General features: G+C 66.3%; 21 protein-coding genes and 1 tRNA gene. 10 read left to right on the top strand and 12 right to left on the bottom strand.

Features of this window, described 5'->3' with window-relative positions:
- Positions 1–1236, bottom strand: coding sequence for a D-alanyl-D-alanine carboxypeptidase family protein (locus AC3WMA_RS15460; RefSeq protein ID WP_492286259.1), 1236 nt, complete (start codon positions 1234–1236; stop codon positions 1–3).
- A gap of 45 nt (positions 1237–1281) precedes the next feature.
- Complete coding sequence (locus AC3WMA_RS15455) at positions 1282–2340, bottom strand: septal ring lytic transglycosylase RlpA family protein (RefSeq protein WP_492286258.1); 1059 nt, start codon at positions 2338–2340, stop codon at positions 1282–1284.
- A gap of 471 nt (positions 2341–2811) precedes the next feature.
- On the opposite strand from AC3WMA_RS15455, the gene AC3WMA_RS15450 reads away from it, so the two are divergent.
- A tRNA-Ser gene (locus AC3WMA_RS15450) sits at positions 2812–2901 on the top strand.
- Between the two features lie 167 nt (positions 2902–3068).
- On the opposite strand, the gene AC3WMA_RS15445 is transcribed toward AC3WMA_RS15450, so the two are convergent.
- A complete protein-coding gene (locus tag AC3WMA_RS15445) occupies positions 3069–3281 on the bottom strand; it encodes a DUF4287 domain-containing protein (protein ID WP_492286257.1) in 213 nt (70 codons plus the stop codon).
- Positions 3274–3711, bottom strand: a complete 438-nt coding sequence (locus AC3WMA_RS15440; RefSeq protein ID WP_492286256.1) for a DoxX family protein — start codon at positions 3709–3711, stop codon at positions 3274–3276. Before AC3WMA_RS15440 ends, AC3WMA_RS15445 begins: the two co-directional genes overlap by 8 nt.
- A gap of 108 nt (positions 3712–3819) precedes the next feature.
- Here AC3WMA_RS15440 and AC3WMA_RS15435 point away from each other — a divergent pair, with 108 nt between their 5' ends.
- Positions 3820–4380 (top strand): MarR family winged helix-turn-helix transcriptional regulator, encoded by a 561-nt coding sequence (locus tag AC3WMA_RS15435; RefSeq protein ID WP_492286615.1) that lies wholly within the window; start codon positions 3820–3822, stop codon positions 4378–4380.
- A 210-nt stretch (positions 4381–4590) separates the two neighbouring features.
- On the top strand, positions 4591–4797 hold the full coding sequence (locus AC3WMA_RS15430; RefSeq protein ID WP_492286255.1) for a hypothetical protein: 207 nt from the start codon (positions 4591–4593) through the stop codon (positions 4795–4797).
- 42 nt (positions 4798–4839) lie between these two features.
- Here AC3WMA_RS15430 and AC3WMA_RS15425 read toward each other — a convergent pair whose 3' ends face one another.
- Positions 4840–5760: a CobW family GTP-binding protein gene (locus AC3WMA_RS15425; protein ID WP_492286254.1), complete on the bottom strand. Its 921-nt coding sequence runs from the start codon at positions 5758–5760 to the stop codon at positions 4840–4842.
- 4 nt (positions 5761–5764) lie between these two features.
- Complete coding sequence (locus AC3WMA_RS15420; RefSeq protein ID WP_492286253.1) at positions 5765–7258, bottom strand: amidohydrolase family protein; 1494 nt, start codon at positions 7256–7258, stop codon at positions 5765–5767.
- A gap of 569 nt (positions 7259–7827) precedes the next feature.
- Here AC3WMA_RS15420 and AC3WMA_RS15415 point away from each other — a divergent pair.
- Positions 7828–10128 carry a bifunctional acetate--CoA ligase family protein/GNAT family N-acetyltransferase gene (locus AC3WMA_RS15415; RefSeq protein WP_492286252.1) on the top strand — a complete coding sequence of 767 codons (2301 nt, stop codon included), beginning with the start codon at positions 7828–7830 and terminating at the stop codon, positions 10126–10128.
- 54 nt (positions 10129–10182) lie between these two features.
- On the opposite strand, the gene AC3WMA_RS15410 is transcribed toward AC3WMA_RS15415, so the two are convergent.
- Both AC3WMA_RS15410 and AC3WMA_RS15405 read right to left on the bottom strand, forming a co-directional pair.
- Positions 10183–11832, bottom strand: a complete 1650-nt coding sequence (locus AC3WMA_RS15410) for an MFS transporter (RefSeq protein WP_492286251.1) — start codon at positions 11830–11832, stop codon at positions 10183–10185.
- 197 nt (positions 11833–12029) lie between these two features.
- Positions 12030–12656, bottom strand: coding sequence for a LysE/ArgO family amino acid transporter (locus tag AC3WMA_RS15405; protein ID WP_492286250.1), 627 nt, complete (start codon positions 12654–12656; stop codon positions 12030–12032).
- Between the two features lie 68 nt (positions 12657–12724).
- Between AC3WMA_RS15405 and AC3WMA_RS15400 the strand changes: the two genes are divergently transcribed.
- The 5 genes from AC3WMA_RS15400 to AC3WMA_RS15380 all read left to right on the top strand — a co-directional run bounded on the left by AC3WMA_RS15400 (position 12725) and on the right by AC3WMA_RS15380 (position 17348).
- The gene (locus AC3WMA_RS15400) at positions 12725–13633 is read left to right on the top strand and encodes a LysR family transcriptional regulator ArgP (protein ID WP_492286249.1); all 909 of its coding nucleotides are present in this window, start codon (positions 12725–12727) and stop codon (positions 13631–13633) included.
- A gap of 190 nt (positions 13634–13823) precedes the next feature.
- Positions 13824–14150: a hypothetical protein gene (locus AC3WMA_RS15395; protein ID WP_492286248.1), complete on the top strand. Its 327-nt coding sequence runs from the start codon at positions 13824–13826 to the stop codon at positions 14148–14150.
- On the top strand, positions 14147–15934 hold the full coding sequence (locus tag AC3WMA_RS15390) for a peptide ABC transporter substrate-binding protein (protein ID WP_492286247.1): 1788 nt from the start codon (positions 14147–14149) through the stop codon (positions 15932–15934). Before AC3WMA_RS15395 ends, AC3WMA_RS15390 begins: the two co-directional genes overlap by 4 nt.
- Positions 15935–16151: 217 nt before the next feature.
- Positions 16152–17126: a Bug family tripartite tricarboxylate transporter substrate binding protein gene (locus AC3WMA_RS15385; RefSeq protein ID WP_492286246.1), complete on the top strand. Its 975-nt coding sequence runs from the start codon at positions 16152–16154 to the stop codon at positions 17124–17126.
- Positions 17127–17201: 75 nt separating this feature from the next.
- On the top strand, positions 17202–17348 hold the full coding sequence (locus tag AC3WMA_RS15380; protein ID WP_492286245.1) for a hypothetical protein: 147 nt from the start codon (positions 17202–17204) through the stop codon (positions 17346–17348).
- A gap of 16 nt (positions 17349–17364) precedes the next feature.
- On the opposite strand, the gene AC3WMA_RS15375 is transcribed toward AC3WMA_RS15380, so the two are convergent.
- Together AC3WMA_RS15375 and arfB are read right to left on the bottom strand one after the other, a co-directional pair.
- Positions 17365–17940: a regulatory protein RecX gene (locus AC3WMA_RS15375; RefSeq protein WP_492286244.1), complete on the bottom strand. Its 576-nt coding sequence runs from the start codon at positions 17938–17940 to the stop codon at positions 17365–17367.
- A gap of 1 nt (position 17941) precedes the next feature.
- Positions 17942–18361: an alternative ribosome rescue aminoacyl-tRNA hydrolase ArfB gene (gene arfB / locus AC3WMA_RS15370; protein ID WP_492286243.1), complete on the bottom strand. Its 420-nt coding sequence runs from the start codon at positions 18359–18361 to the stop codon at positions 17942–17944.
- A gap of 96 nt (positions 18362–18457) precedes the next feature.
- Between arfB and mazG the strand changes: the two genes are divergently transcribed.
- Positions 18458–19297, top strand: a complete 840-nt coding sequence (mazG, locus tag AC3WMA_RS15365; protein WP_492286242.1) for a nucleoside triphosphate pyrophosphohydrolase — start codon at positions 18458–18460, stop codon at positions 19295–19297.
- A 122-nt stretch (positions 19298–19419) separates the two neighbouring features.
- On the opposite strand, the gene hflX is transcribed toward mazG, so the two are convergent.
- The gene (gene hflX, locus AC3WMA_RS15360; RefSeq protein WP_492286241.1) at positions 19420–20820 is read right to left on the bottom strand and encodes a GTPase HflX; all 1401 of its coding nucleotides are present in this window, start codon (positions 20818–20820) and stop codon (positions 19420–19422) included.
- A gap of 1 nt (position 20821) precedes the next feature.
- Positions 20822–21070, bottom strand: a complete 249-nt coding sequence (hfq, locus tag AC3WMA_RS15355) for an RNA chaperone Hfq (protein ID WP_038365847.1) — start codon at positions 21068–21070, stop codon at positions 20822–20824.
- Positions 21071–21173 lie beyond the last annotated feature (103 nt).

Genomic DNA, 21173 nt, shown 5'->3' with positions numbered 1-21173 from the left:
TCAGCTCCGGCCCAGGGCCTTGCGGACCCAGCCGGTCGTCGCCTCCAGCAGCGCGTCGAGCGCGCGAGACTGCAAGGTGCCTGCCTGCACGCTCTCGGCCGCATAGAGCGGAATGTCCAGCGTCCTGATGTCACCGCGCGTCACCACGAGCCGCGCCACCTCCGCGCCCTCCTGAACGGGCACGGTCAGCGGGCCGCGATAGACGATCCGGGCTGCGAGACGCTCCGTGCTGCCGCGCGGCAGCAGCAGGCTCACCGCGTTCTTGCTCCGGAGCGCGACACGGCCCTTCTCGCCGCCATAGACGCTGGCCTCGCCCACCGTCTCGCCGGCAGCGAAGAGCTGGCGGCGCTCGAAGGCGCGGAAACCCCATTCGAGCAGCTTGCGGGCTTCCGTCGCCCGGTCGCGCGCCGTCTTGAGGCCGTTGACGACCAGCACGAGCCGCTGGCCGTTCTGCACGGCGGAGCCGACGAGCCCGAAGCCCGATTCCTCGATATTGCCGGTCTTGAGCCCGTCCGCGCCGATATCCATCGTCAATAGCGGGTTGCGGTTCTGCTGGCGGATCTTGTTCCAGGTGAACTCGCGCTGGCCGAAGATCTTGTAGAGCTCGGGATAGGTCTTGATGATGTGGTCGGCGAGGAGCGCTAGCTCGCGCGCCGTCACCCGCTGCTGCGGATCAGGCATGCCGGTCGCATTGCGGAAGACGGATTTCGTCAGGCCGAGCCCCCTCACCCGCTCGGTCATGATCCGTCCGAAGGTCGGCTCGTCACCGGCGATGGCCTCGGCCAGTGCGATCGAAGCGTCGTTGCCGGACTGGACGATGATGCCCTGCAGGATGTCGGAGAGCTTGATCCGGCTGTTGAGGATGGCGAACATCGCCGAGCCGCCCGACGGGCCGCCGCCCTTGCGCCAGGCGTTCTCCGAAATGCCGATCTCGCTGTCGAGCGTCAGGCGCCCGGAGTTGAGGTCCTGGAAGGCGACGAGCACGGTCGCGAGCTTCGCCATGCTCGCCGGCACCATCAATTCGTCGGCCGCCTTCTCGTAGAGCACCGCCCCGGTGTCCGAATCGAGCAGCACGGCATAGGGCGCCTGCGACTGGAAACCTTGAGCGAAAGCGTTGGGGCCAACAGACAGCAGTCCGAGCGCCAGAGCGAACCCTACCGCCAGCCCGCGGGCAGCCCGGCGCGGCGCGGCAAGTCCTTTCTCACGAAGTCCTGGCTGACGGCAAAAGGCGCTCATGCCTCGATGTGAAGCAGAGCGCCCGCCATCAGGTCAAGCTGGAGATCAGTTCCGCGCGAGCGGCTGCAGGGAGTGCGGCGCGAGCTTGTTGAGCGGATGGGTCTTGGCGAGACGCTCACTCGCGCCCTTCTCAGGGGCCGCGAACAGGCTCGCGACGCTGGCGCGTGTCGGCGGCAGGGTGGTGCGCAGCGTCGCGGGAACCGCGACGGGCTTGGCCGCGTTGGCGATGGTGTCGAGATCGAACGGCCGGTTCGGCGGCAGCGGAGCGGCGCGCATGGACGGTGCTTCGATCGGCGTCGAGACGGTCGAGGCGAGAGTGGCGACGACCGGGGTCGAGGGCGTGATCGTCCGCGGCTGCTGGGGAGCGTAGGCCTGAACGACCGGGGTCGGCTCGGGCTCAACGGCCGGCTGCGCATCGACATCGACACTGCGGGTGCGCGTGGTGGCGACGGGCTCGGCGCTGGCGACCATCGTGCGGGCGCTGGTGCCGGGGATCGGCGCGGCCGAGCCGTCGGTGCGGAGCGTGGCGAGGAGGAGCTTGTCGTCGGAGCCGGCAAGCGAAGCCTGGCCGAGATATTCCATCTTGATCCGCGCCGTGCCGAGATGGCGGAAGGCGAGTGCGTCGGCGGTGGTCTGCGACAGGTCCATCATGCGGCCGCCATGGAAGGGGCCGCGGTCGTTGACGCGCACGATGATCGAGCGGCTGTTCAGGAGATTGGTGACGCGGGCATAGGCCGGCAGAGGCATGGTCGGGTGCGCTGCCGAGACGCTGTAGCGGTCATAGACCTCGCCATTGGCGGTGCGGCGGCCGTGGAAGGCCTCGCCATACCAGGAGGCCAAGCCGACCTGCGAATAGCCGACAGGCTTCTCGAACGGGGTGTAGCGCTTGCCGGCAACGGAATAGGCCTTGCCGACGAGCTGGCGTCCGCCGCCCTTCGGCACCTCTTCGCCCTCCGCAACGACACGCTGGCTGGCGGGGCCATATTTGGATTGCGGGAAGGCCCCGATTTCCTTGGAGCGGCGGCCGGCGGTCTGATTGCCGGCGCAGTTGGCCGCGAACAAACCGACGAGAATCACGCAGCCCATGCGGGCGACGGTTGGCATGGCAGAAGACGCTGGCAGCGACCCGGACATCGTGGAGTTGGTCCCCTTGGCCGAGAAGCGAGCGTCTTGAGTCATTCCGCCAATTCCGCTTTCTGCGCCAAAAACATTCTGTCGGCTCATCGCCATAGGCGATTGAGCCGAGTTTTCGGCCAATTCTATTAAGGGATCGTTAAGCCGCTAAAATCCGCTGGAAAGCGGACCACTGAACAGGCCATCCCTGCGCCGTTGGGCGGCCACAGGAGTGTTCGAAATGGGGCGCATGTCAACGCCGGGGCATTCGCGGCAGCCATTTTTCTGTGCAGCGTGGCCATCAGGACACGGTCCGGATGGGAGGTGGAGCGGGCTCAAAACCGGCTCGATCGCGAGGCGTCACCGTGGTTTGCGCATCGCAGTGACGCTGGCGACCGGCTGCGCATTGGTGCCATCTTCCGCTTGCAAATCCGTTCTCTGACCGGCATTGAACGGCCGCACGGAAGGGTGGCCGAGTGGTTTAAGGCAGCGGTCTTGAAAACCGCCGTGGGTGCAAGCCCACCGTGGGTTCGAATCCCACCTCTTCCGCCAATTTTCATTCAGCGAATCCAGAACCCACTGGAAGCGGTCCCGGCTCGAGACTTCCGAGGGGCGATCGTCAGTGCCTCTCGGTCATTTGCCTGGCCGCGCGCCGATGTCGGGCATCGCCCCCGATCGAAGCGCTTTGTCGAACTCTGCTGCTCGCAGGGTTTTCTGCTCTATCTGCCTTCTTTCGCCAGCGTGTAGGCCACAATGGCGTTGGCGTGGCCGTGGCCCATCCCGTGGTCGGTCTTCAGCATCGCGACCAATTCCATATGCTTTGCCGGAAGCCGCTGGCGGACCAGTTCCTGCCATTCCCCGACGGGGCGTCCGTACTTCTTCTCGATCGAGGGGAAGTAGGAGGCCGGGCCCTTGACGATGTCATCAGCCATGAGTGCCGCTTTCGCTGTATCCGGGAGCATCCGTCGATGGACGCGCCCGGCTGCCAACAGGGACTATCGCCCTGAGATTGGGATTTCGGAGCCAGAGACCGCCCCATAGGAGCAAGCCCAGATAGAGCCCGAACAAGGTGTGGCTGAAGAGCGGGCTGTCCACCCTGACCTGCGTCGCGATCGCGCCGCCCAGAAGCCCGGTTGTGACGATCGCGCCAAGCACGCTGGTCCGAGGGATCGCGTACAGGATGACGCAGGCCAGTTCGATCAGGCCGATCAGTAGCGTCTGTCGCGGATCCCACCCGAGCGAGCGGAGCGATTCCGTCGCCACCGCAGCACCCGCGAGCTTTGGGGCCACGGAGGCCGTCAGGAGAAACAGGATGACGAGCGCGGACATCGCCCGACCCGTCATGACGAGTTTGGGGCTCATGCCCGATGTCCCGACCCATTGTGGTCCGGGCAGTGCGTGTTCCCGCGACATGGTCATCTGCAAAACCATCTCTTTCGCTAGCTTTTCTCAATGAGGCGATTTATCTTGATGGAAAGACAATATCCGGATTTATCTTTTCGTCAAGAGAATTTCATGGATCACGTGGCATCGCGTATGGAGCAATGGCGCCGGGAATTGCCCGACGTAGATACCGCTGGAATGGCGATCCTCGGGCGCATGCGGTGGATCACCCTGCAAGCCAGGCCGGACATCGAAGCCGTGTTTGCCCGGCACGGTCTCGATACCGGCGAGTTCGACGTTCTCTCGACGCTGCTGAGAGCGGGGCCGCCTTACCGGCTGCGACCGACCGAGCTCTTTCGCTCGCTGATGATCACCTCCGGCGGATTGACAGCCAGACTGGATCGCCTCACCAATCGCGGCTTGATCACACGCGCCGAAGCGAGCAGCGACAAGCGCAGCTTGCCGGTAGAGCTGACCGCCCAAGGTCGAGCGTTGGTCGAGGTTGCCTTTCGAGAGGACATGCTGGTCGAGCGGAAACTGATCTCCGGCCTGTCCGATAACGATAGAGGCCAGCTCGCCAGGCTGCTTGAGCAACTGGCCCTGCTCGTCGGACAAGCCGCGAACGGGCAATCCGGGATCGAATCATGAGGTGCAAAGGCCGGCGGATGCGAGGCGCCGGCCCGGTTGGGCGTGAGCTGGGCCTGACGACGCTGAGACGGCCGCCCGCATGCGCTCGATCTTGTCCAGAAGCCGCACGAATGAGGCGGTAGCGGCCGCTGTTTCGAGGGAATGGAAGCCCTCGTCTTCGGAAAATTATGGTATCGGAGGGGCTTCGCAATCACGAGACCGAAGCCGCCCATGCCGAAGCTTTGCAAGTTCACGTCGCCCAGCGACGGGAAGCCCCTCTATGTGAACCCCGACCAGGTGGCGGTGGTCTATCAGTTCAAGGGCGAACCACCGGACACCATCATCGCGTTCCGGAAGGATTTCCTTCTTGGCGTGAAGGAGAGCGTCGACGACGTCGTGGCCGCCCTCGAGCGGGCGTCATCGAACCAAGGGCAGTGAAACGCGGCGGATCGCCTGCCGCGATCGGGCCGGCGCCGGAGGTTATGTTCGTCCGGCCCGGCTCAGGGCCTCGTCGATCTCCGGTTGAGATATCTTCCCGATCTCCGCGATGAAGACGAGGCGCGTGCCGCCCTGCCCCGGATCGTCCCGATCGAGCGGTGCGAGCGTGGCCCGTCCGCCCGCGAGCTGGAAGAGGTAGCGGCAATCCGGCTTCTCGATCGTGTCGAGTATCCCTTTTGCACGCACAAGCCGGGACGCCAGCCGGCCGATCGCCTGCTGGAAGCCGGCGAGCGAAATCGGTTCCTCGGATATCCAGTTGAAGCTCTCGAAACGGTCGATGCTCGGCCGTTTCGGGCGCGTCGTGCGCTCGCGCGCTGTTCCAACCTCCGGAAAGACGAGATCGAGCGGGATATCGCCCCCGGTCGCCTCGATGACGGCCGCCCTGCGGTTGATCTGCGACAGGGCGCGGCGGCGCGCGTCGAGGGCCGGCCCGTTGACAAGATCCCCCTTGCTGATGGCGACGAGGTCGGCGGAGCGGAGCTGGCTCAGAAGCAGGGGATCGCCGAGATCCGGCTCCGGTGACGCGGCATCGGCGACGCACAACACCGTCTCCAGCGGAGCCTCGCGCCAGACCACCGGATCCATCAGGTTGCGGATGATGTCCTCGGGATCGGCGACGCCGCTGGTCTCGATGACGATGGCTTCCGGTCGCGGGCTTCGCCGCAGGAGGCTGGAGAGCGTCCGCAGCAGGTCGCCTTCCAGCGAGCAGCAGATGCAGCCATTGGCCAGGCTGACGACCCCGTCCTCGGCGCCGGCGATGAGTTCCGCATCGATATTAATGGCGCCGAAATCATTGACGACGGCCGCGATACGCCGGCCGTCGGCCTGCTGCAGGATATGATTGACCAGCGTCGTCTTGCCGGCCCCGAGAAAGCCGGTCACCAGCAGGATCGGAACCGGCATGGCCTCAGGCTGCCGTGCCGAAGGGGCGACGAACCGGCTGGCCCGGCCGGGCTGCGACATTCATGAGCCCGTCGGTGATCACCGGCTCCCCGCTGACGACAAGGTGCTTCACGCCTTCTGCCGGACGGTTCATCGCCGAGAACTCGGCGCGATCGGTCAGCCTCTCCAAGTCGAACACCACGACGTCGGCGTCGGCCCCGGCCTTCAGTCGGCCCTTCTCGCGCATTGCGGGCGTGCTTGCGGCTAGGATCTCGGCCGGGATCAACGTGCATTTCGCGATGCCCTCGCTGAGCCCGATGGCCTGCCGCTCGCGCACCCAATGGCGCAGGAAGCGCGTGAAGGTGCCCGACGAGCGCGGATGCGAGGTCGCTTCCTCAGGCAGCGGCCAGGCATCGCCGGTATAGGTCGATCCGTCCGGCATCGACCAGGGCATCGCGTCCGATGCGATCGCGCCGCCGGGATACAGCACCGAGAGGTCGAGCATGTCGCGGTGGCGGGCATTGTTCTCGGTGTCGAGCACATGCCACAGGACGAGCTGCGACGGATCCTCGGATTGTGCCGTCAGCAGGTCGTCGCGGTCCTGGATCCGGCGCCCGCTCGTGACCAGCTGGATCTGCTGGTAGCGCGTGTCGTTGCGGCTTTCGAATTCCGGGTCGCTGAAGAACGCGGCGGCGATCACCGTCGAGCCCGTGCCATAGGGATAGGCTTCCACCGTGATCGGCAGGCCCTGCTCCTGCGCCTTACTGATCAGCCGCGCGCAACGCTCGACATCGGTCTTGCTGGAGCTGTTGAAGTGGCAGATGTGCATATGCGCGCCGGTCGCGCCGGCATAGCCGATCAGGCGGATATAGGCCTCCGCGGCGCTCTTCGGATCGGTATTCGCCATGTAGGCGATATGGGTGAAGGTCGGCACGCCGCGCTCGGCGGCAAGCTGGCAGAGCGCGGTCAGCTCCTGCACGCCGGCACCGGGCGCGTAAGCGTTCAGGATGCCGATCCCGATGCCGCCTTCGTCGAGCCCGGCCGCGATGCGGTCGAGGATGTTCTGCTGCTCTGAGGGCGAGGAAATATTGTCCATCCAGCGCGGATCGCGCATGGCGCGCCCGAACGCTTCGAGCGAGGATTCCTCGTTGATCCCGATCATCGCGCCGATCCGGGCGAAGGCCCAGTTCGTCGCGGCGCCGTAATTGAGGATGCGGCCCTGTTCCGCCTGCCGGCGATACCAGGACGCGACCGGCAGCACACCGGCCTCAAGGTCCAGCGTGGTGGTGACGCCATCGAAAGCCTGCATCCGGTCGGCCGGGATCGATTGGCCATGGGCGTGAAGGTCGATGAATCCGGGCGCGACGATCAGCCCCCGCGCGTCGATCACGCGCTCGGCGTGGCCCAGACCGGAGCCGATCGCGACGATCTTTCCGTCGGCGATGGCGACATCGGCGACGCCGTCATGGCCGCTTTCCGGATCGACGACGCGGCCGCCCGTGATCAAGAGTCCGCTCATCTGCCCTCGCCTCTCGTTCCCTGGATGCCTGGTCCGGCCGCAGCCACGGCCGGCCCGATGTTGGCCGATCCGGAATTGCCGGGGCAAGAGCGCTGTCCGGCGCATGGCTGTGGTCGATCATGCGGGCCAAGCATGTGCAATACCCCGGGTAGTGCTGCATGCCGAGAGGGCATCAGAGCCATATCGGATACGCGCAAAGTACGGCTGGCCCGACCGTCGGGAATCGCGTTTGCTCGCCGCCTCGAAGACGGAAACGCCGATCGATGACGCTCGCCCTGATCCGACGCGCGCTTGAACCCAGGACCATCACGCTCATCGCCGGCTCTCCTGAAACGGATGTGCTCGCGGCACAAATCCGCTCGCAACCATATCGTGGCGAGTTCACGGAGCTTCCCGCCGGGAAAGCCGTTCCATCCTTGCGGCCTTGCGACCTCCTGATCGCCCCTGCTGCCAACGTGGAGCAGGTGTTACGGCTGGTCGAAAGCGGCAGCGCCGGGCTTCTCGTGCCTGACGGAAACACCGCCGATGCTGCGCGCCTGCGAAACGCAGCCCGGGCGGCGGGAATCCGGTTGATCGGGCCATCGTCGCTCGGCCTTGCCGCGCCGCGCCTCGGCCTGAACGCCACTGCGGTTCCGGTGCATCTGGCCGCGGGTTCGCTCGCCCTCGTCGCGCAGTCCAATTCCGTGGCGGCCGGAATCCTGGCCTGGGCCGCCCGGCGCGGGATCGGGTTTTCGGGCGCCGTCGTCCTTGGCGAAGGTGCCGATGTCGATATCGCCGACAGCCTCGATCATTTCGGCGCCGATTCCGCGACGCGTACGATCCTGCTTGCGATCGACGACGTCGCTGACGCCGCGCGCTTTCTCTCGTCGGCGCGCGCTGCCGCGCGGCTCAAGCCGGTGCTGGTGTTGCGGCCGCCGCGCCTGGAGCCGCCTTGGCCGGCCCTGACGCATTCCGCCCTGATCGTGACCAGCGACGCGGCGCATGATGCCGCGTTCCATCGGGCTGGCCTGCTGCGCGTCAACGATCTCGACGAGCTTTTTGCCGCCGCCGAGACGCTGGGCCGCGCCCGCGCCGCGGATGCCGGCCGGCTGGCGATCGTCAGCAATGGCGAGGGGCTGGCGGCCCTGGCCGCAGCGCGGCTGCGGCGGGCCGGTGGCGTGGACCGCCAACTCCGGGAGCCTGTGATCGTCCGGACGGCGCAGGACTATCGCGACGCGACGACCCGCCTGCTGGCCGAGAGCGACGTCGACGCCGTGCTGGCGCTCAACGCCCCGCTCGCGCCGGACGACCCGGCAGATTGCGCGCGTGCCATGGCCGAGGCGCGTTCCGCGTCTCCGGCGGGCAAGCCGGTGCTGGCGGTATGGGTCGGCGGCGGCGAGGAGATGGCGGGGACCTTTGCCGCGGCCGGCATTCCGTCCTTCGCGACGGAGCAGGATGCGATCCTCGGCTTCCAGCATCTGACGCGCCATGCCCGGCTGCTCAAGGAGCTGATGGCGACGCCGCCCGTGCTCGATGAAGGTGACCAGCCGGATATCGTTACCGCTGCCGCGCTCGTCGAGCGGGCGATCGCGCAAGGGCGCAGCTGGCTCGAACCGGATGAGGTCGCGGAGCTGCTGGCGCTGTTCCGAATTCCGACGCTCGGCCTCGTCATCGCCGTGGATGCGGAGGCTGCCGCAGAAGCGGCCAAGGCCCAGTTCGCGGCCGGCCGCACGGTCGCTCTCAAGATCGTCTCCCCCGATATCGCGCATAAATCGGATGTCGGCGGCGTCGAGCTCGACCTCGCGAACGAGCACGCCGTCCGGGAAGCCGCCGACCGCATGGCGGAGCGCTTGCGCCAGTTGCAGCCGGAGGCGCAGCTGGCCGGGTTCCTGGTGCAGCCGATGGCGCATCGCAGCAAGGCGCGTGAGCTGATCGCCGGCTTTTCGGTCGATCCCTGCTTCGGACCGGTTATCGTCTTTGGGCGCGGTGGCACGGCAGCCGAACTCATTGCCGACACGCATGTCGCGCTACCGCCGCTCGATCTCGCCTCGGCCGAGAACCTGATCGCCCGGACGCGGGTATCGCGCATCCTGGCCGCCTATCGCGACGTTCCCGCGGCCGACCGGCGTGCGATCGCCGCTGTTCTGGTGGCGCTCGGCAGCATCGCCTCGGCGCTGCCGCAGATCCGCGCCATGGACCTCAACCCGATCCTGGCCGATGCGAGCGGCGTCATCGCGGTCGATGCCCGTATCGTGCTGGAGCCTGATCCCGCGCGCCGCCGCCGTCCGGCGATCCGGCCCTATCCCGGCAGCTGGACCTTGCAGCTCGCCTTCGGCGAGCGGCGCTTCCTCGTTCGCCCGATGAAGCCGGAGGACGAGCTTTCCATCGGCGCGATGCTCGGGCGGGTGACGGCCGAAGACCTGCGGCTACGCTTCTTCGCGCCACTGAAGTCGTTCAGCCACGCCTTTCTCGCCCGCCTGACCCAGCTCGATTATGCGCGGGAGATGGCCTTCATCGCCATCGAGGAGGATAGCGGGGAAGCGGCCGGCGCGGTTCGCCTGCATGCCGACCCCGGCCATGTCGAGGCCGAATACGCCATCCTGCTGCGCTCCGACCTGAAGGGCATCGGGCTCGGCCGGGCGCTCATGGAACTGATCCTCGACTGGGCGAGGGCTGAGAAACTGCAGCGCGTCCATAGCCAGGTTCTCGCGGAGAACGCGCCGATGCTCGCGCTCTGCCGCGACCTAGGATTCGAGATCACACTCGATCCGGACGATACCTCCGTCAGGCGCGTCGCGCTGGACCTGCGCAAGGCCGCGGGCAAGGAGCGGGACGGCAAAGCGGGTCAGCGCCGCCCCGCTCGAAAGCGCCGGCCGTCCAAAAGCGGCTGAAGAAGCAGACCTCCTGCGCATCGGGAAAGAGACCGAGTCCCCAATAGCGAGGGTTCACGCCGAGCTGTTGGGCGTTTCGGACCGGAAGATCTCGGCCTTTCGCGGCGTCGTGGTGGGTCTTTCGATCGCGAGCGTCACACCCGGCCTACCGGGGCCCATATGGAGCTCGGCGAGGCTGGCATTCAGCGTCCTGTCGGCCGCCGTCTGGCGGTAGTTGAAGCGCAGATAGTCGTTCCAGGTCGGCGTGCGGAACGTCTCGGTCCACACCGCCGTATCGTGCAGGTTGCGCGTGAGGATCCACCGTCGCGCTCCGTTGCGGCCCTGGGCGCGCCGGCGCTGCAGCATCAGGGCGAGGAACGGCTCGACCTGATCGGCGGCGATCCGGTACTCGATCTTGACCGCGATCGGCCCGCTCCGCGGCTTCACGTCGAGGCTGATCTCGGGTGCCTCGATGTGATCGAGCGTCGATACATCGGCGTCCTTGCGCTGGTGGATGGGCAGGAGCACGCCGAGAAGGGCGACACCGAGCGAGGCCGCGCTCGACGCCTGCAAGGCGAAACTCAGGGAATAGGACTCGGTGACCATGCCCCAGAGCCAGCTCCCGACGGCGAGCCCGAACGAGGTGAGCGCGTAGTAGAGCGAGATCGTCCGTCCGACGACCCAGCGCGGGCTCGCCCATTGCACGCTGATGCTCAGGCCCGACCATCCCAGGACCCAGCCGGCGCCGCCGAGCATGAGCGCGACGACGGCGACAGCCGCGGTCTGGGTCAGCGCAAGGCTGATCGTGCAGGTTGCGCAGGCGATGCAAGCCAGCTTCAGCATCTGCTCGTCCGACAGCCTTCGCCTGAGTGCCGTCGAGGTCAGTCCCGCGAGGAGCGCCCCGGCGCCGAAACCGGCCATGAGGACGCCATAGGCAACCGCTCCCAGCTTCAGCTGATCGCGCACCACCAGTGGGAGAAGCGCGAGGATGGCGATGCCCGCGAGGCCGAACAGGAAGCCGCGCGCGAGCGCCGTCTTGATCTCGGAGGAGAGCGACGTGAAGCGAATGCCGTCGGAGATCGCCGTCAGCATCGCTTCAGGCGGCAGCCGCGCTTCCGGCACCTTCCATTTGGAGCGCCAGACCACGATCAGCGGCGCGAAATGGCCGAGGGTGTAGAGGCAGAAGGCCGTCAGGGGGCCGAATGTCGCGAGGATGATGCCGCCGAGCGCCGGCCCGACGCTGCGCACGGTGTTGAACCCCACCGATGTCAGCGTCACCGCGGCGGCAAGGTCCTTTCGATCGACGATGTCGCCCACCGACGCCTGCCAGGCCGGATCGTTGAAGGCGATGCAGCAGCCCGCAAGGAAGCTGAAGAACAGGATGATCCAGGGATTGATCAGCCCGAGCGCGACGAGGAGCGTCAGCGTGGCGGCCGTCAGGGCCATCAGGGAGCGCGCCACCAGCATCACCTTGCGGCGGTTGAAATTATCGACGATGGCGCCGGCGAAGATCGACAGGATGAAGGCCGGCAGGTTCGTCGCGGCCTGAACGAGAGCGACCATCACGCTGGACGGCGTGATCGTCGCCATCAGCCAGCTCATGGCGATGGTCTGGATCAGCCATCCCAATCCGGAGATCAGCCCGGCAAGCCAGATCGCCCGGAACGTGAGATTGTTGAGCGGCGCAAACGGCCCCGTGCTTGCCGCAGGCTTTCGTACATCCATAACCGGCTTAGATCCGACGTCTGTTCATGGGCGCCGGCATTGATTCCGAGCCTGACACCGGACTCTTACGTCACGAATCCTGTTTGAGAAGCGCCAGCAGCGGATGGCGACGGTCCGCTGGGAGATGGGCTTGTCACTCGCGAGAGGCGTCTCCTTGCCTGGAAGGGTTTCCTCTGGGCATGGAGGTGGCGATCCAATTACGTAACGAAGGCGCTGCGCAGAAGGCTGACGGCGAGAGTGGCCATCATGATTGCGATGAGCAGATCCAGAACACGCCAGGCCGAGGGCCTGGAGAAGACCGGAGCCACGAAGCGGGCGCCGAAACCGAGCGCGGCGAACCAGGCGAAGCTCGCGGACGCTCCGCCGATCACGAACCAGGGCCGTTCGTCCACCGGCAGGCTCGCACCGATCGCGCCCATCAGCATGACCGTATCGATGTAGACGTGAGGGTTGAGGAACGTGAAGGCGGCCGTGCCGGCGAGAGCGGCGGCCAGCGAGATTCCCGCCTCCTGCTCGACGACCAGGCTCGACGAGGCCATGGCACGACGCAAGGCGCCATAGCCATACCAGATCAGGAAGACGGCTCCGCCCAGGCTCAGCGCGACGGAGAGACCGGGCACGGCGGAGAGCAACGCGCCCAGCCCGTTGACGCCGGCGACGATCAGCGTCGCATCGGCCGCGGCGCAGAACAGCACGATCGGCCAGACATGCTCCCGCTTGAGCCCCTGCCTGAGCACGAACATGTTCTGGGCGCCGATGGCGATGATCAGTCCGGCCGAAAGCGCAAAGCCCTTGGCGAAGGCGGGAAGAAAAAGCGTGCTCATGGCCGCTTGATGCCCGAGCCGGTCAGCGTAGTCTAACTACATTCTCTAAGTCAGAATTAGGGTGGCTAATGCTCGATTATCTGGCGCTTGCCGCGGTGGCAGCCGTCCTGCGCGAAGGCAGCTTCGAAAAGGCGGCGTCGGTCCTCGGTGTCACGCCGTCTGCCGTCTCGCAGCGTGTGAAGGGACTGGAAGAGCGCCTCGGCGCAACCTTGCTGACGCGCGGAACGCCCTGCTTGCCGACCCCGATCGGCGCCAAGCTCCATGCCCATATCGAGCGCGTCAGGTTGCTCGAAGCCGATATCTCGGATGATCTGCAGGGCTTGGCAGGGGCTGGCGAGACAGCGCCGACGCTGCGCGTCGCAGTCAATTCCGACAGCCTCAGCACCTGGTTTCCGCAGGCGGCCGCGCAGTTCACCGCCGACACGGGCGCGCTGTTGGACCTGGTCCTGGATGATGAAGCCCATACCGCAGAGAGACTTCGCACCGGCGAGGTGGTGGCTGCGGTCAGCGCCGATCTCGCGCCCGTGGCCGGTTGCAAGATCCACCCGCTCGGCGCGCTGGATTATGCAGCCGTTGCCAGCCCGGCGTTCCATGCCGACCATTTCGCGGAGGGTGTCGCCGGCCTGAGCCTGCAATCCGCACCGATGCTGCGTTTCGACCGGCGCGACGAATTGCAATCGCGCTGGATGCGGGAGGCCTGCGGCGTGACCCTGTTGCCGCCGACGCATTGGGCACCCTCGACCCACGGAATGCTGGAGCTGACGCTCGCGGGGCTGGGATGGTCGATGGCGCCGATCACCATGGCCTTGCCGCTGATCGCCGAGGGGCGGCTCGTCGAATTGCTGCCGCTCCACCGGATAGCAGTGCCGCTGAACTGGCAACGCACGCGATTGAACACGCGGCTGCTCGACGCCATGACGAAAGCCGTGAAGGCGGTGGCTGCGCGACAGCTTCGAAAGCTCGCGCCCGAAGCGTAAGTTCGCGCGTCCGAGGAGATGATCGGCTCAGCCGTCGTTAGCCTCGGCCGAATCGGGCAAGGCCTCTCGCTCTGCCATTGTCACGACGTGAGCCAGGCCCTTCCGGGCCTCTTCGTTCCGTGTTGCCGAACGCCCGCTCGTGAAGAAGAGCGCGCTCAAGCCCACCAGGAAAAGGAAGGTGAGATATCGCGTGAACATGAACCCCCGCAGCCATATGTTCGCGGGGCCAGCAATGGCCGGGAACTCTCAAATTGCGTTCAATTCGGAACGTAAAATTGCGCGCAAGCGGCGATTCTTCCGAGAGAACCGCGTTCTGGAGCGATGTTTGATCGGTTGGGCGCCCTGCCGGCCGCCTCCACGTCCGTCGGCGATGCGCATCGGCGTCATTGCCGGCATGCTCCGTCCATTCGCCGACTGGACGCCTGCGCCCGGCCATGCATTGCTGGCGCGCCAACGAAAACACGGCATCGAATGCCGGGGCACCGATTTTCTGAAAAGGTGGAGGGAAAACCCATGAAGGAAGAGGAAATCCGCGGCCTGGTCGCGGGTGTGAAGCACGGTTCGCTATCGCGACGATCCTTCATCCAGAGAATGGCTGCCGTGGGTATCACGGCACCAATGGCGAGCCAGATCCTTGCCTGGAACGATGTCGCGATGGCCCAGCCGGCCGACCCCTACAAGCCGACCAAGGCCGGCGGCGGCGGACCGCTCAAGATCCTGCTCTGGCAGGCTCCGACGCTGCTGAACCCGCATTTCGCCTCGGGGACCAAGGACCAGATCGCCTCGCGCATCTTCTTCGAACCACTCGCCGGCTGGGACAAGGAAGGCAACCTGATCCCGCAGCTCGCCGCGGAGATTCCGAGCAAGGCCAATGGCGGCCTCTCCGCCGACGGCAAGGAAGTGACCTGGAAGCTGAAGAAGGACGTGAAATGGCATGATGGCAAGCCGTTCACGGCCGATGACGCCGTCTTCACCTGGGAATATGCCGCCGATCCGGCGACGGCCGCCTACACCACCGGCTCCTACGCCAATATCAAGGTCGAGAAGATCGACAGCCACACCATCAAGGTGATCTTCAAGGAAGCGACCCCGTTCTGGGCCGACCCCTTCGTCGGCGTCGCCGGGATGATCATCCCGAAGCATCATTTCGGCGAGTACAAGGGTGCCAAGTCCCGCGAGGCCCCGGCGAACCTGAAGCCCGTCGGCACCGGCCCCTACAAGTTCGTCGACTTCAAGCCGGGCGACATCGTGCTGGCCGCGCGCAACGAGGACTATCACGTCAAGAACAAGCCGCAGTTCGACACGCTCGAGGTCAAGGGCGGCGGCGACGCGGTCTCGGCGGCGCGCGCCGTGCTCCAGACCGGCGAATACGACTATGCCTGGAACCTGCAGGTCGAGGACGAAGTCCTCAAGCGCATGGAAGCCGGCGGGCGCGGCAAGGTCGTGGCGGTGAAGGGCGGCGACGTCGAGTTCATCATCCTGAACACGACCGATCCGTGGACCGAGGTCGATGGCGAGCGCTCCAGCGTCAAGACCAAGCACCCCTCGCTCAGCGACCCGGCCGTGCGCCAGGCGATCAACCTCCTGATCGACCGCGATTCGATCGAGAAGTTCATCTACGGCCGCGGCGGCGTCGCGACGGCGAGCTTCGTCAACGAGCCCAAGCAGTTCAAGTCGACCAAGCTCAAGTATGAGTTCAACATCGACAAGGCGAACAAGATCCTCGACGACGCCGGTTGGAAGAAGGGCGCCGACGGCATCCGAGAGAAGGACGGCAAGAAGCTCAAATACGTCTTCCAGACCTCGATCAATGCTCCACGCCAGAAGACCCAGGCCATCATCAAGCAGGCCTGCCAGCGCGCCGGCATCGACCTCGAGCTGAAGTCGGTGACGGCCTCGGTGTATTTCTCGTCCGATGTCGCCAACCCGGACACCTACACCAAGCTGTATTGCGACATGGAAATGTACACCACGACGCAGCCGCAGCCCGATCCGGAGCGCTTCCTCAACCAGCTCGTCTCCTGGGAGATTGCCAGCAAGGAGAACAAGTGGCTCGGCCGCAACGTCTCGCGCTGGTCCGATCCGGAAGCCGACAAGGCCTACAAGGCCGCGCAGAAGGAACTCGACCCGGTCAAGCGCGCCGCGCTCCTGATCAAGGTCAACGAGATCTTCTGCGAGGCCAATGTCATCCTCCCGGTCCTGTCGCGCACGGTTGTCGGCGCCTCCGCCAACAACCTGACGCCCGATATCTCGGGCTGGGAAGTCACGACCTGGAACCTGGCGAGCTGGTATCGCAGCTGAGCGCCTTGCCTGCTTCGGAGGCCGGGTTTCGCCCGGTCTCCGATCCTAAGATGCCCCGGCCCGTGCAGGGTCGGGAATGCTTCCACATATCCGGTTCAAAGCGGCCGCGCTTGCCCTGAATCCGACGAGCGGCCCCGCCGATTTTCCGGCTCTCCTGCACCCTGCACGTCACGAAGGCAGGGGCCGACAAGCGCCGCATCAAGGGAGAAGCATCCATATGACGACGAAACGAGACCTGATCCTCGCGACCGCAGCCTTCGCGCTGCTGGCGGCTGCGCCGGCACTGGCCGAAACCTGGCCACAGCGGCCGATCACCTTCATCGTGCCCTTCCCGGCCGGGGGCGGCACCGACACCTTCGCCAGACCGCTCGCCGCCCAGGTCGACCAGCAGCTCGGCCAGCGCATCATCATCGAGAATCGCGGCGGCGCCGGCGGCACGGTCGGCGCGTCGGCTGCGGCGAAGGCCAAGCCCGATGGCTACACCTTCTTCGTCGGGGCGGCGCATCACGCCATCGCGCCGGCGCTCTATCCGAAGCTCGACTACAATATCCAGAGCGATTTCATCCCGATCGCGGTCATTGCCCAGCCGCCCCAGGTCATCGTCGTCCATCCCGGCAAGGTCCAGGCCAAGACGGTGGCGGAGCTGGTCGATTTCGCCCGGAAGAATCCGGAAAAGCTGAACTATGCCTCGGCCGGCAACGGCACGACGCATCATCTCGCCGGCGAGCTTTTCCAGATCTCGACGAAGACCAAGTTGACCCATGTGCCCTATCGCGGCGCCGGGCCTGCCTTGCAGGACACGGTCGCGGGGCAGGTCGACCTGCTGTTCGACGGCCTCGGCTCCTCGGCCGCGCAGATCCAGAGCGGTGCGCTGCGGGCTCTCGCGGTTGCGGCCCCCACGCGCTCCGAGGCCATTCCCGACGTGCCGACGGCCAAGGAGGCCGGCCTCGACGGCTACGATGTCTCGACCTGGTATGCGCTCTGGGCACCGAAGGGCACGCCTGCCGAGATCGTGACCCGGATGCGCGGCGAGGTGCAGAAGGCACTCAAGACGCCCGCCATCGACGCCGTCTGGAAGAAGAGCGGCTCGCCGATCCCAACCTTGGCCGGTGATGATTTCAGCAAGTTCGTCACGGCCGAGGTCGAGCGCTGGGGCAAGGTTGTCAAGGAGGCGCAGGTCAAGCTGGAGTGAGGCTGGCGGCTCCGCGAGCGCCCTTCCCCCGCGGCATCGACCTGAGTGCGCGGCCTGATGCGGGCGGGATGGAAGATGATGAGGCTCGCCGTCATCGGCCTGGCGATTGCGCTCGCCGCCTTTGCCGCGCTCGTGCTGGTGGGCCTCCTCACCGACTTCGCGACCGTGCCCTGTCAGGACGGGGTATGGGATGCGGCCCGGCAGCGCTGCATCCCGACCTGAAGCGGTACGCACCCTGTCAGGCCGGCCTGTCGCCGTTCGCGTCGTCGTCTGCCGCACCGTCGATCACGGCGCGGGCGACGGTGATCGAAAAGCCTGCGCGCGCCAGCGCTGCGAGATCCTTCTGGCGGCTCGCCGCCCGGTCGCCGCGCGACCACGGGCCTAGCCGTTTGCGCCGCGCGGCTTTACGGGCCGCGGCCAGTTCCTCCTCCTCGCTGACGCTGCTGGCCTGCCGGGCAAGGTCGCGGCCGACGCCCTTCGCGGTCAGCGTCGCGGCGACGGCCCGCGCCGAACGGCCACGGCGCCGGAGCGTCGCAGCCCGCGCTTCGGCGAAACGCTGGTCGTCGACCAGTCCAGAGGCGATACAGCGCGCCACGACCTCATCGAGAGCCTGGGCATGGGCAGCCGGGTCGTCGCCGTGGTGGCGGCAGCTCAGGGCGATCTTGCGCGCCAGTACCCGGCGCAATTGCGCGGCCGGCGCCGAATAGCGCTCGAGATAATGCATCGCCGCGCGCTGGAGATAAGCGGGCGTGATCCGGCGCGGTGCCCGGACGGTGCGTGCGCCCTGCCCTTGCCTGTCGTCTTCATCCGCCATGTCAGTCAGAAGCCGGCCTCTGCCGGCCGGCCTTGACGCCGGAGCGCTTCTCCTTGGACGCGAGCCGACGCTCCTTCGAGGCCTTGGTTGGCTTCGTCGCCCGCCTTACCTGCGGGCGCACGGCGGCGGCCCGGATCAGTTCCAGCAGGCGTTCCACCGCCTCCTCGCGATTGCGCTTCTGGCTGCGATGCGTCTGCGCGACGATGACGATGATGCCCTCCTGCGTCAGCTTGCTGCCGGCGAGTTTCATCAGCCGGATCGCGACATCGTTCGGCAGCGACGGCGAGCGGCGCACGTCGAAGCGGATTTGCACCGCGCTTGAGACCTTGTTGACGTGCTGGCCGCCCGGACCGGAGGCGCGCACGAAACTCTCCTCGATCTCGCTCTCGTCGATCGCGATGGACGGGGTGGCTTGAATCATGGGAGGAGGATTATCAAAGTTTTGCGCATTGCCTCAGCGAAAACCGGTTTCCCCTTTCGCGCAATGCTCCGCCTGACATCACGGAGACATGCAGCGTTGAAGCCCTCTCGCGACATTGACGGCCTGATCGCGATCATGGCCGCGCTGCGCACGCCGGAAACCGGCTGCCCCTGGGACCTGGAGCAGGATTTCGCCTCGGTCGCGCCCTATACCGTCGAGGAAGCCTACGAGGTCGCCGACGCGATCGCCCGCGGCGACAAACTCGACCTCAAGGACGAGCTTGGTGATCTGCTCCTGCAGGTCGCGTTTCACGCCCGCATGGCCGAGGAGGAAGGCTCCTTCGCCTTTCCCGACGTGGTCGAGGCGATCACCACCAAGCTGATCCGCCGGCATCCGCATGTCTTCGGTGATGCACGTAATCTCTCGCCATCCGAGGTGAAGGTGCTCTGGCACCGGATCAAGGCTGAGGAGAAGGCTGCCAAGGCGGCGGCGCGTGAAGCGGCCGGGCTGCCGCCGCAGACGGAGGAGCGCGGCGTGCTCGCCGGCGTGCCGCATACCTTGCCCGCCCTCACCCGCGCCTGGAAATTGCAGGCCCGCGCCTCGACCGTCGGCTTCGACTGGAACGATGCCCGCCTCGTGCTCGACAAGATCCGCGAGGAAACGGCGGAGATCGACGAGGCGCTCGCCGGCGGCGACAAGGCCGCGATCCATGAGGAGATCGGCGACCTGCTCTTCGTCGTCGCCAATCTCGCCCGCCATGCCGATGCCGATCCGGAAGGTTGCCTCGCCGCAGCCAACGCCAAGTTCGAGCGCCGCTTCAAGGCGATCGAGGAGGCATTGGAGGCACAAGGCCGGGCTGCGAAGGATGCCAGTCTCGACGAGATGGAAGCGCTCTGGCAGGCCGTGAAGAAGCGAGAGAAGAGCGGCGGCTCGTAACAGTCGTCATGGTCGGGCTTGATCCGACCATCTCGGAAACGAAAGGGCGCGCTTCGCGGATAGAGCTTCTCGGGTCTGCGCTTCGCTCCGCCCGAGAATGACGGGCATGAACGACAGCGAGCCTACCCCTGCCGCTCAGCCTGGGGGAAACGCGCCGTGAACGCCCCTTCCCGCTCCAGCGGCAGGCGCACGACGAGCTTCAGCCCGCCATCCTCGCCATCCTCGCGCTGGAGGATCTCGCCATTGGCATGCAGCCAGGCGAGCGACTTGCCGTCTCCGGGAGCGAGATCAAGCGTGTAGACCGGGCGGCTATGCGCGATGCGGGTTTCGATCGCGCGCGTCAGCCGCTCGATGCCTTCCCCGGTCAGCGCCGAGACCAGCACCGGGCGCGAGCCATCGGGCCTCAGTGTCGCGATGCCGAGCTGGCGCTCGCGTTCGGCGGGGTCAAGCAGGTCGGCCTTGTTCCAGACCTCGATGACGCGCTGGCCATCGTCCGGATTGATACCGAGATCGCGCAGGATCGCCTGCACGTCGGCGGCCTGCGCCTGAGTATCCTCATGCGCGACGTCGCGGACATGCAGCAGGACATCGGCTTCGATCGCATCCTCCAGCGTGGCGCGGAAGGCGGCGACGAGCTGCGTCGGCAGGTCGGAAATGAAGCCGACCGTGTCAGAGAGCATGATCCGGGCGCCATGCGGCAGCTTGATCGCGCGTGCTGTCGGGTCGAGCGTGGCGAAGAGCATGTCCTGCGCCAGCACCTCGGCCGAGGTCAGCCGGTTGAACAGCGTCGACTTGCCGGCATTAGTATAGCCGACCAGCGCAACGATCGGATAAGGCACGCGTTTCCGGCTGGCGCGATGCAGCGAGCGCGTACGCTTCACGCTCTCCAGATCACGCTCGATCTTCGTCATCCGCTCCTGGATGATGCGCCGGTCGGCCTCGATCTGGGTCTCGCCGGGGCCACCGAGGAAGCCGAAGCCGCCGCGCTGGCGTTCAAGGTGGGTCCAGGACCGCACCAACCGGCTCTTCTGGTAATTGAGATGCGCAAGCTCGACCTGGAGCGCGCCTTCCTTGGTGCGGGCGCGCCGGCCGAAGATTTCGAGGATGAGGCCGGTGCGGTCGATGACCTTGCAGCCGAAAGCCTTTTCGAGATTGCGCTGCTGGACCGGCGATAGCGCGCAGTCCATCACGACGAGCCCGATTTCCTCGATCTTGATGCGCTCGGCCAGCTCCTCGACCTTGCCCTTGCCGAGATAGGTCGCAGGGCGCAAGGCGGTCAGCAGCACCTGCACCGGCTCGACGACGGTCAGGTCGATCGCGGCCGCGAGCCCGACAGCCTCGTCCAGCCGCGCCGCGAAGGAACGCTGATTGGCATCGACCGCGACGCCGCGCTTCTGCAGGTAGGGTCCCACGACGAAGGCGCGCGTATTCGCCGCGATGTCGCGTTCGATCTCGTCGAGCGGCTTCGCGCCTGTGACGCGCGTGGCCGCTCGATCCTTGTCGTCCTTGTGGCTTGTCGCCAAATCAGTTCTTGTCCGTTTCCTCGGGCTCGAACAATTGCACCGGGTGGCCGGGCATGATGGTCGAGATCGCATGCTTGTAGACGAGCTGCGAGTGACCGTCACGGCGCAGCAGCACGCAGAAATTGTCGAACCAGGTGACGACGCCCTGCAGCTTCACGCCATTGACGAGGAAGATCGTCAGCGGAATCTTCTGCTTGCGCACATGGTTGAGGAAAGTGTCCTGGAGATTCTGTGCCCGCTCGGCGGCCATGGGTAGTCCCTGTTGTTGGGATCGCCGATCGGATTAAAATCCAGCGATCCAATTCGTTCCGTTTCAGGCCGGCGGCGCATTCCACCAGCGTCGGAACACCGAT

The organism is Allobosea sp. FW305-C-101, assembly GCF_058783685.1.
The sequence above is the reverse complement of the archived record's forward strand: the minus strand, read 5'-3'. Positions and strand labels throughout refer to the sequence as shown.

Excerpts from the sequence above, each read along its gene's own strand:
- AC3WMA_RS15440 (WP_492286256.1), bottom strand. The coding sequence starts at position 3,711 with ATGAGCCCCAAACTCGTCATGACGGGTCGGGCGATGTCCGCGCTCGTC.
- AC3WMA_RS15430 (WP_492286255.1), top strand. The coding sequence starts at position 4,591 with ATGCCGAAGCTTTGCAAGTTCACGTCGCCCAGCGACGGGAAGCCCCTC.
- AC3WMA_RS15385 (WP_492286246.1), top strand. The coding sequence starts at position 16,152 with ATGACGACGAAACGAGACCTGATCCTCGCGACCGCAGCCTTCGCGCTG.
- AC3WMA_RS15420 (WP_492286253.1), bottom strand. The coding sequence starts at position 7,258 with ATGAGCGGACTCTTGATCACGGGCGGCCGCGTCGTCGATCCGGAAAGC.
- AC3WMA_RS15460 (WP_492286259.1), bottom strand. The coding sequence starts at position 1,236 with ATGAGCGCCTTTTGCCGTCAGCCAGGACTTCGTGAGAAAGGACTTGCC.
- AC3WMA_RS15375 (WP_492286244.1), bottom strand. The coding sequence starts at position 17,940 with ATGGCGGATGAAGACGACAGGCAAGGGCAGGGCGCACGCACCGTCCGG.
- AC3WMA_RS15380 (WP_492286245.1), top strand. The coding sequence starts at position 17,202 with ATGATGAGGCTCGCCGTCATCGGCCTGGCGATTGCGCTCGCCGCCTTT.
- AC3WMA_RS15410 (WP_492286251.1), bottom strand. The coding sequence starts at position 11,832 with ATGGATGTACGAAAGCCTGCGGCAAGCACGGGGCCGTTTGCGCCGCTC.
- arfB (WP_492286243.1), bottom strand. The coding sequence starts at position 18,361 with ATGATTCAAGCCACCCCGTCCATCGCGATCGACGAGAGCGAGATCGAG.
- AC3WMA_RS15400 (WP_492286249.1), top strand. The coding sequence starts at position 12,725 with ATGCTCGATTATCTGGCGCTTGCCGCGGTGGCAGCCGTCCTGCGCGAA.
- AC3WMA_RS15445 (WP_492286257.1), bottom strand. The coding sequence starts at position 3,281 with ATGGCTGATGACATCGTCAAGGGCCCGGCCTCCTACTTCCCCTCGATC.
- AC3WMA_RS15455 (WP_492286258.1), bottom strand. The coding sequence starts at position 2,340 with ATGCCAACCGTCGCCCGCATGGGCTGCGTGATTCTCGTCGGTTTGTTC.
- hfq (WP_038365847.1), bottom strand. The coding sequence starts at position 21,070 with ATGGCCGCCGAGCGGGCACAGAATCTCCAGGACACTTTCCTCAACCAT.
- AC3WMA_RS15405 (WP_492286250.1), bottom strand. The coding sequence starts at position 12,656 with ATGAGCACGCTTTTTCTTCCCGCCTTCGCCAAGGGCTTTGCGCTTTCG.
- AC3WMA_RS15425 (WP_492286254.1), bottom strand. The coding sequence starts at position 5,760 with ATGCCGGTTCCGATCCTGCTGGTGACCGGCTTTCTCGGGGCCGGCAAG.
- AC3WMA_RS15435 (WP_492286615.1), top strand. The coding sequence starts at position 3,820 with ATGGAAAGACAATATCCGGATTTATCTTTTCGTCAAGAGAATTTCATG.
- AC3WMA_RS15390 (WP_492286247.1), top strand. The coding sequence starts at position 14,147 with ATGAAGGAAGAGGAAATCCGCGGCCTGGTCGCGGGTGTGAAGCACGGT.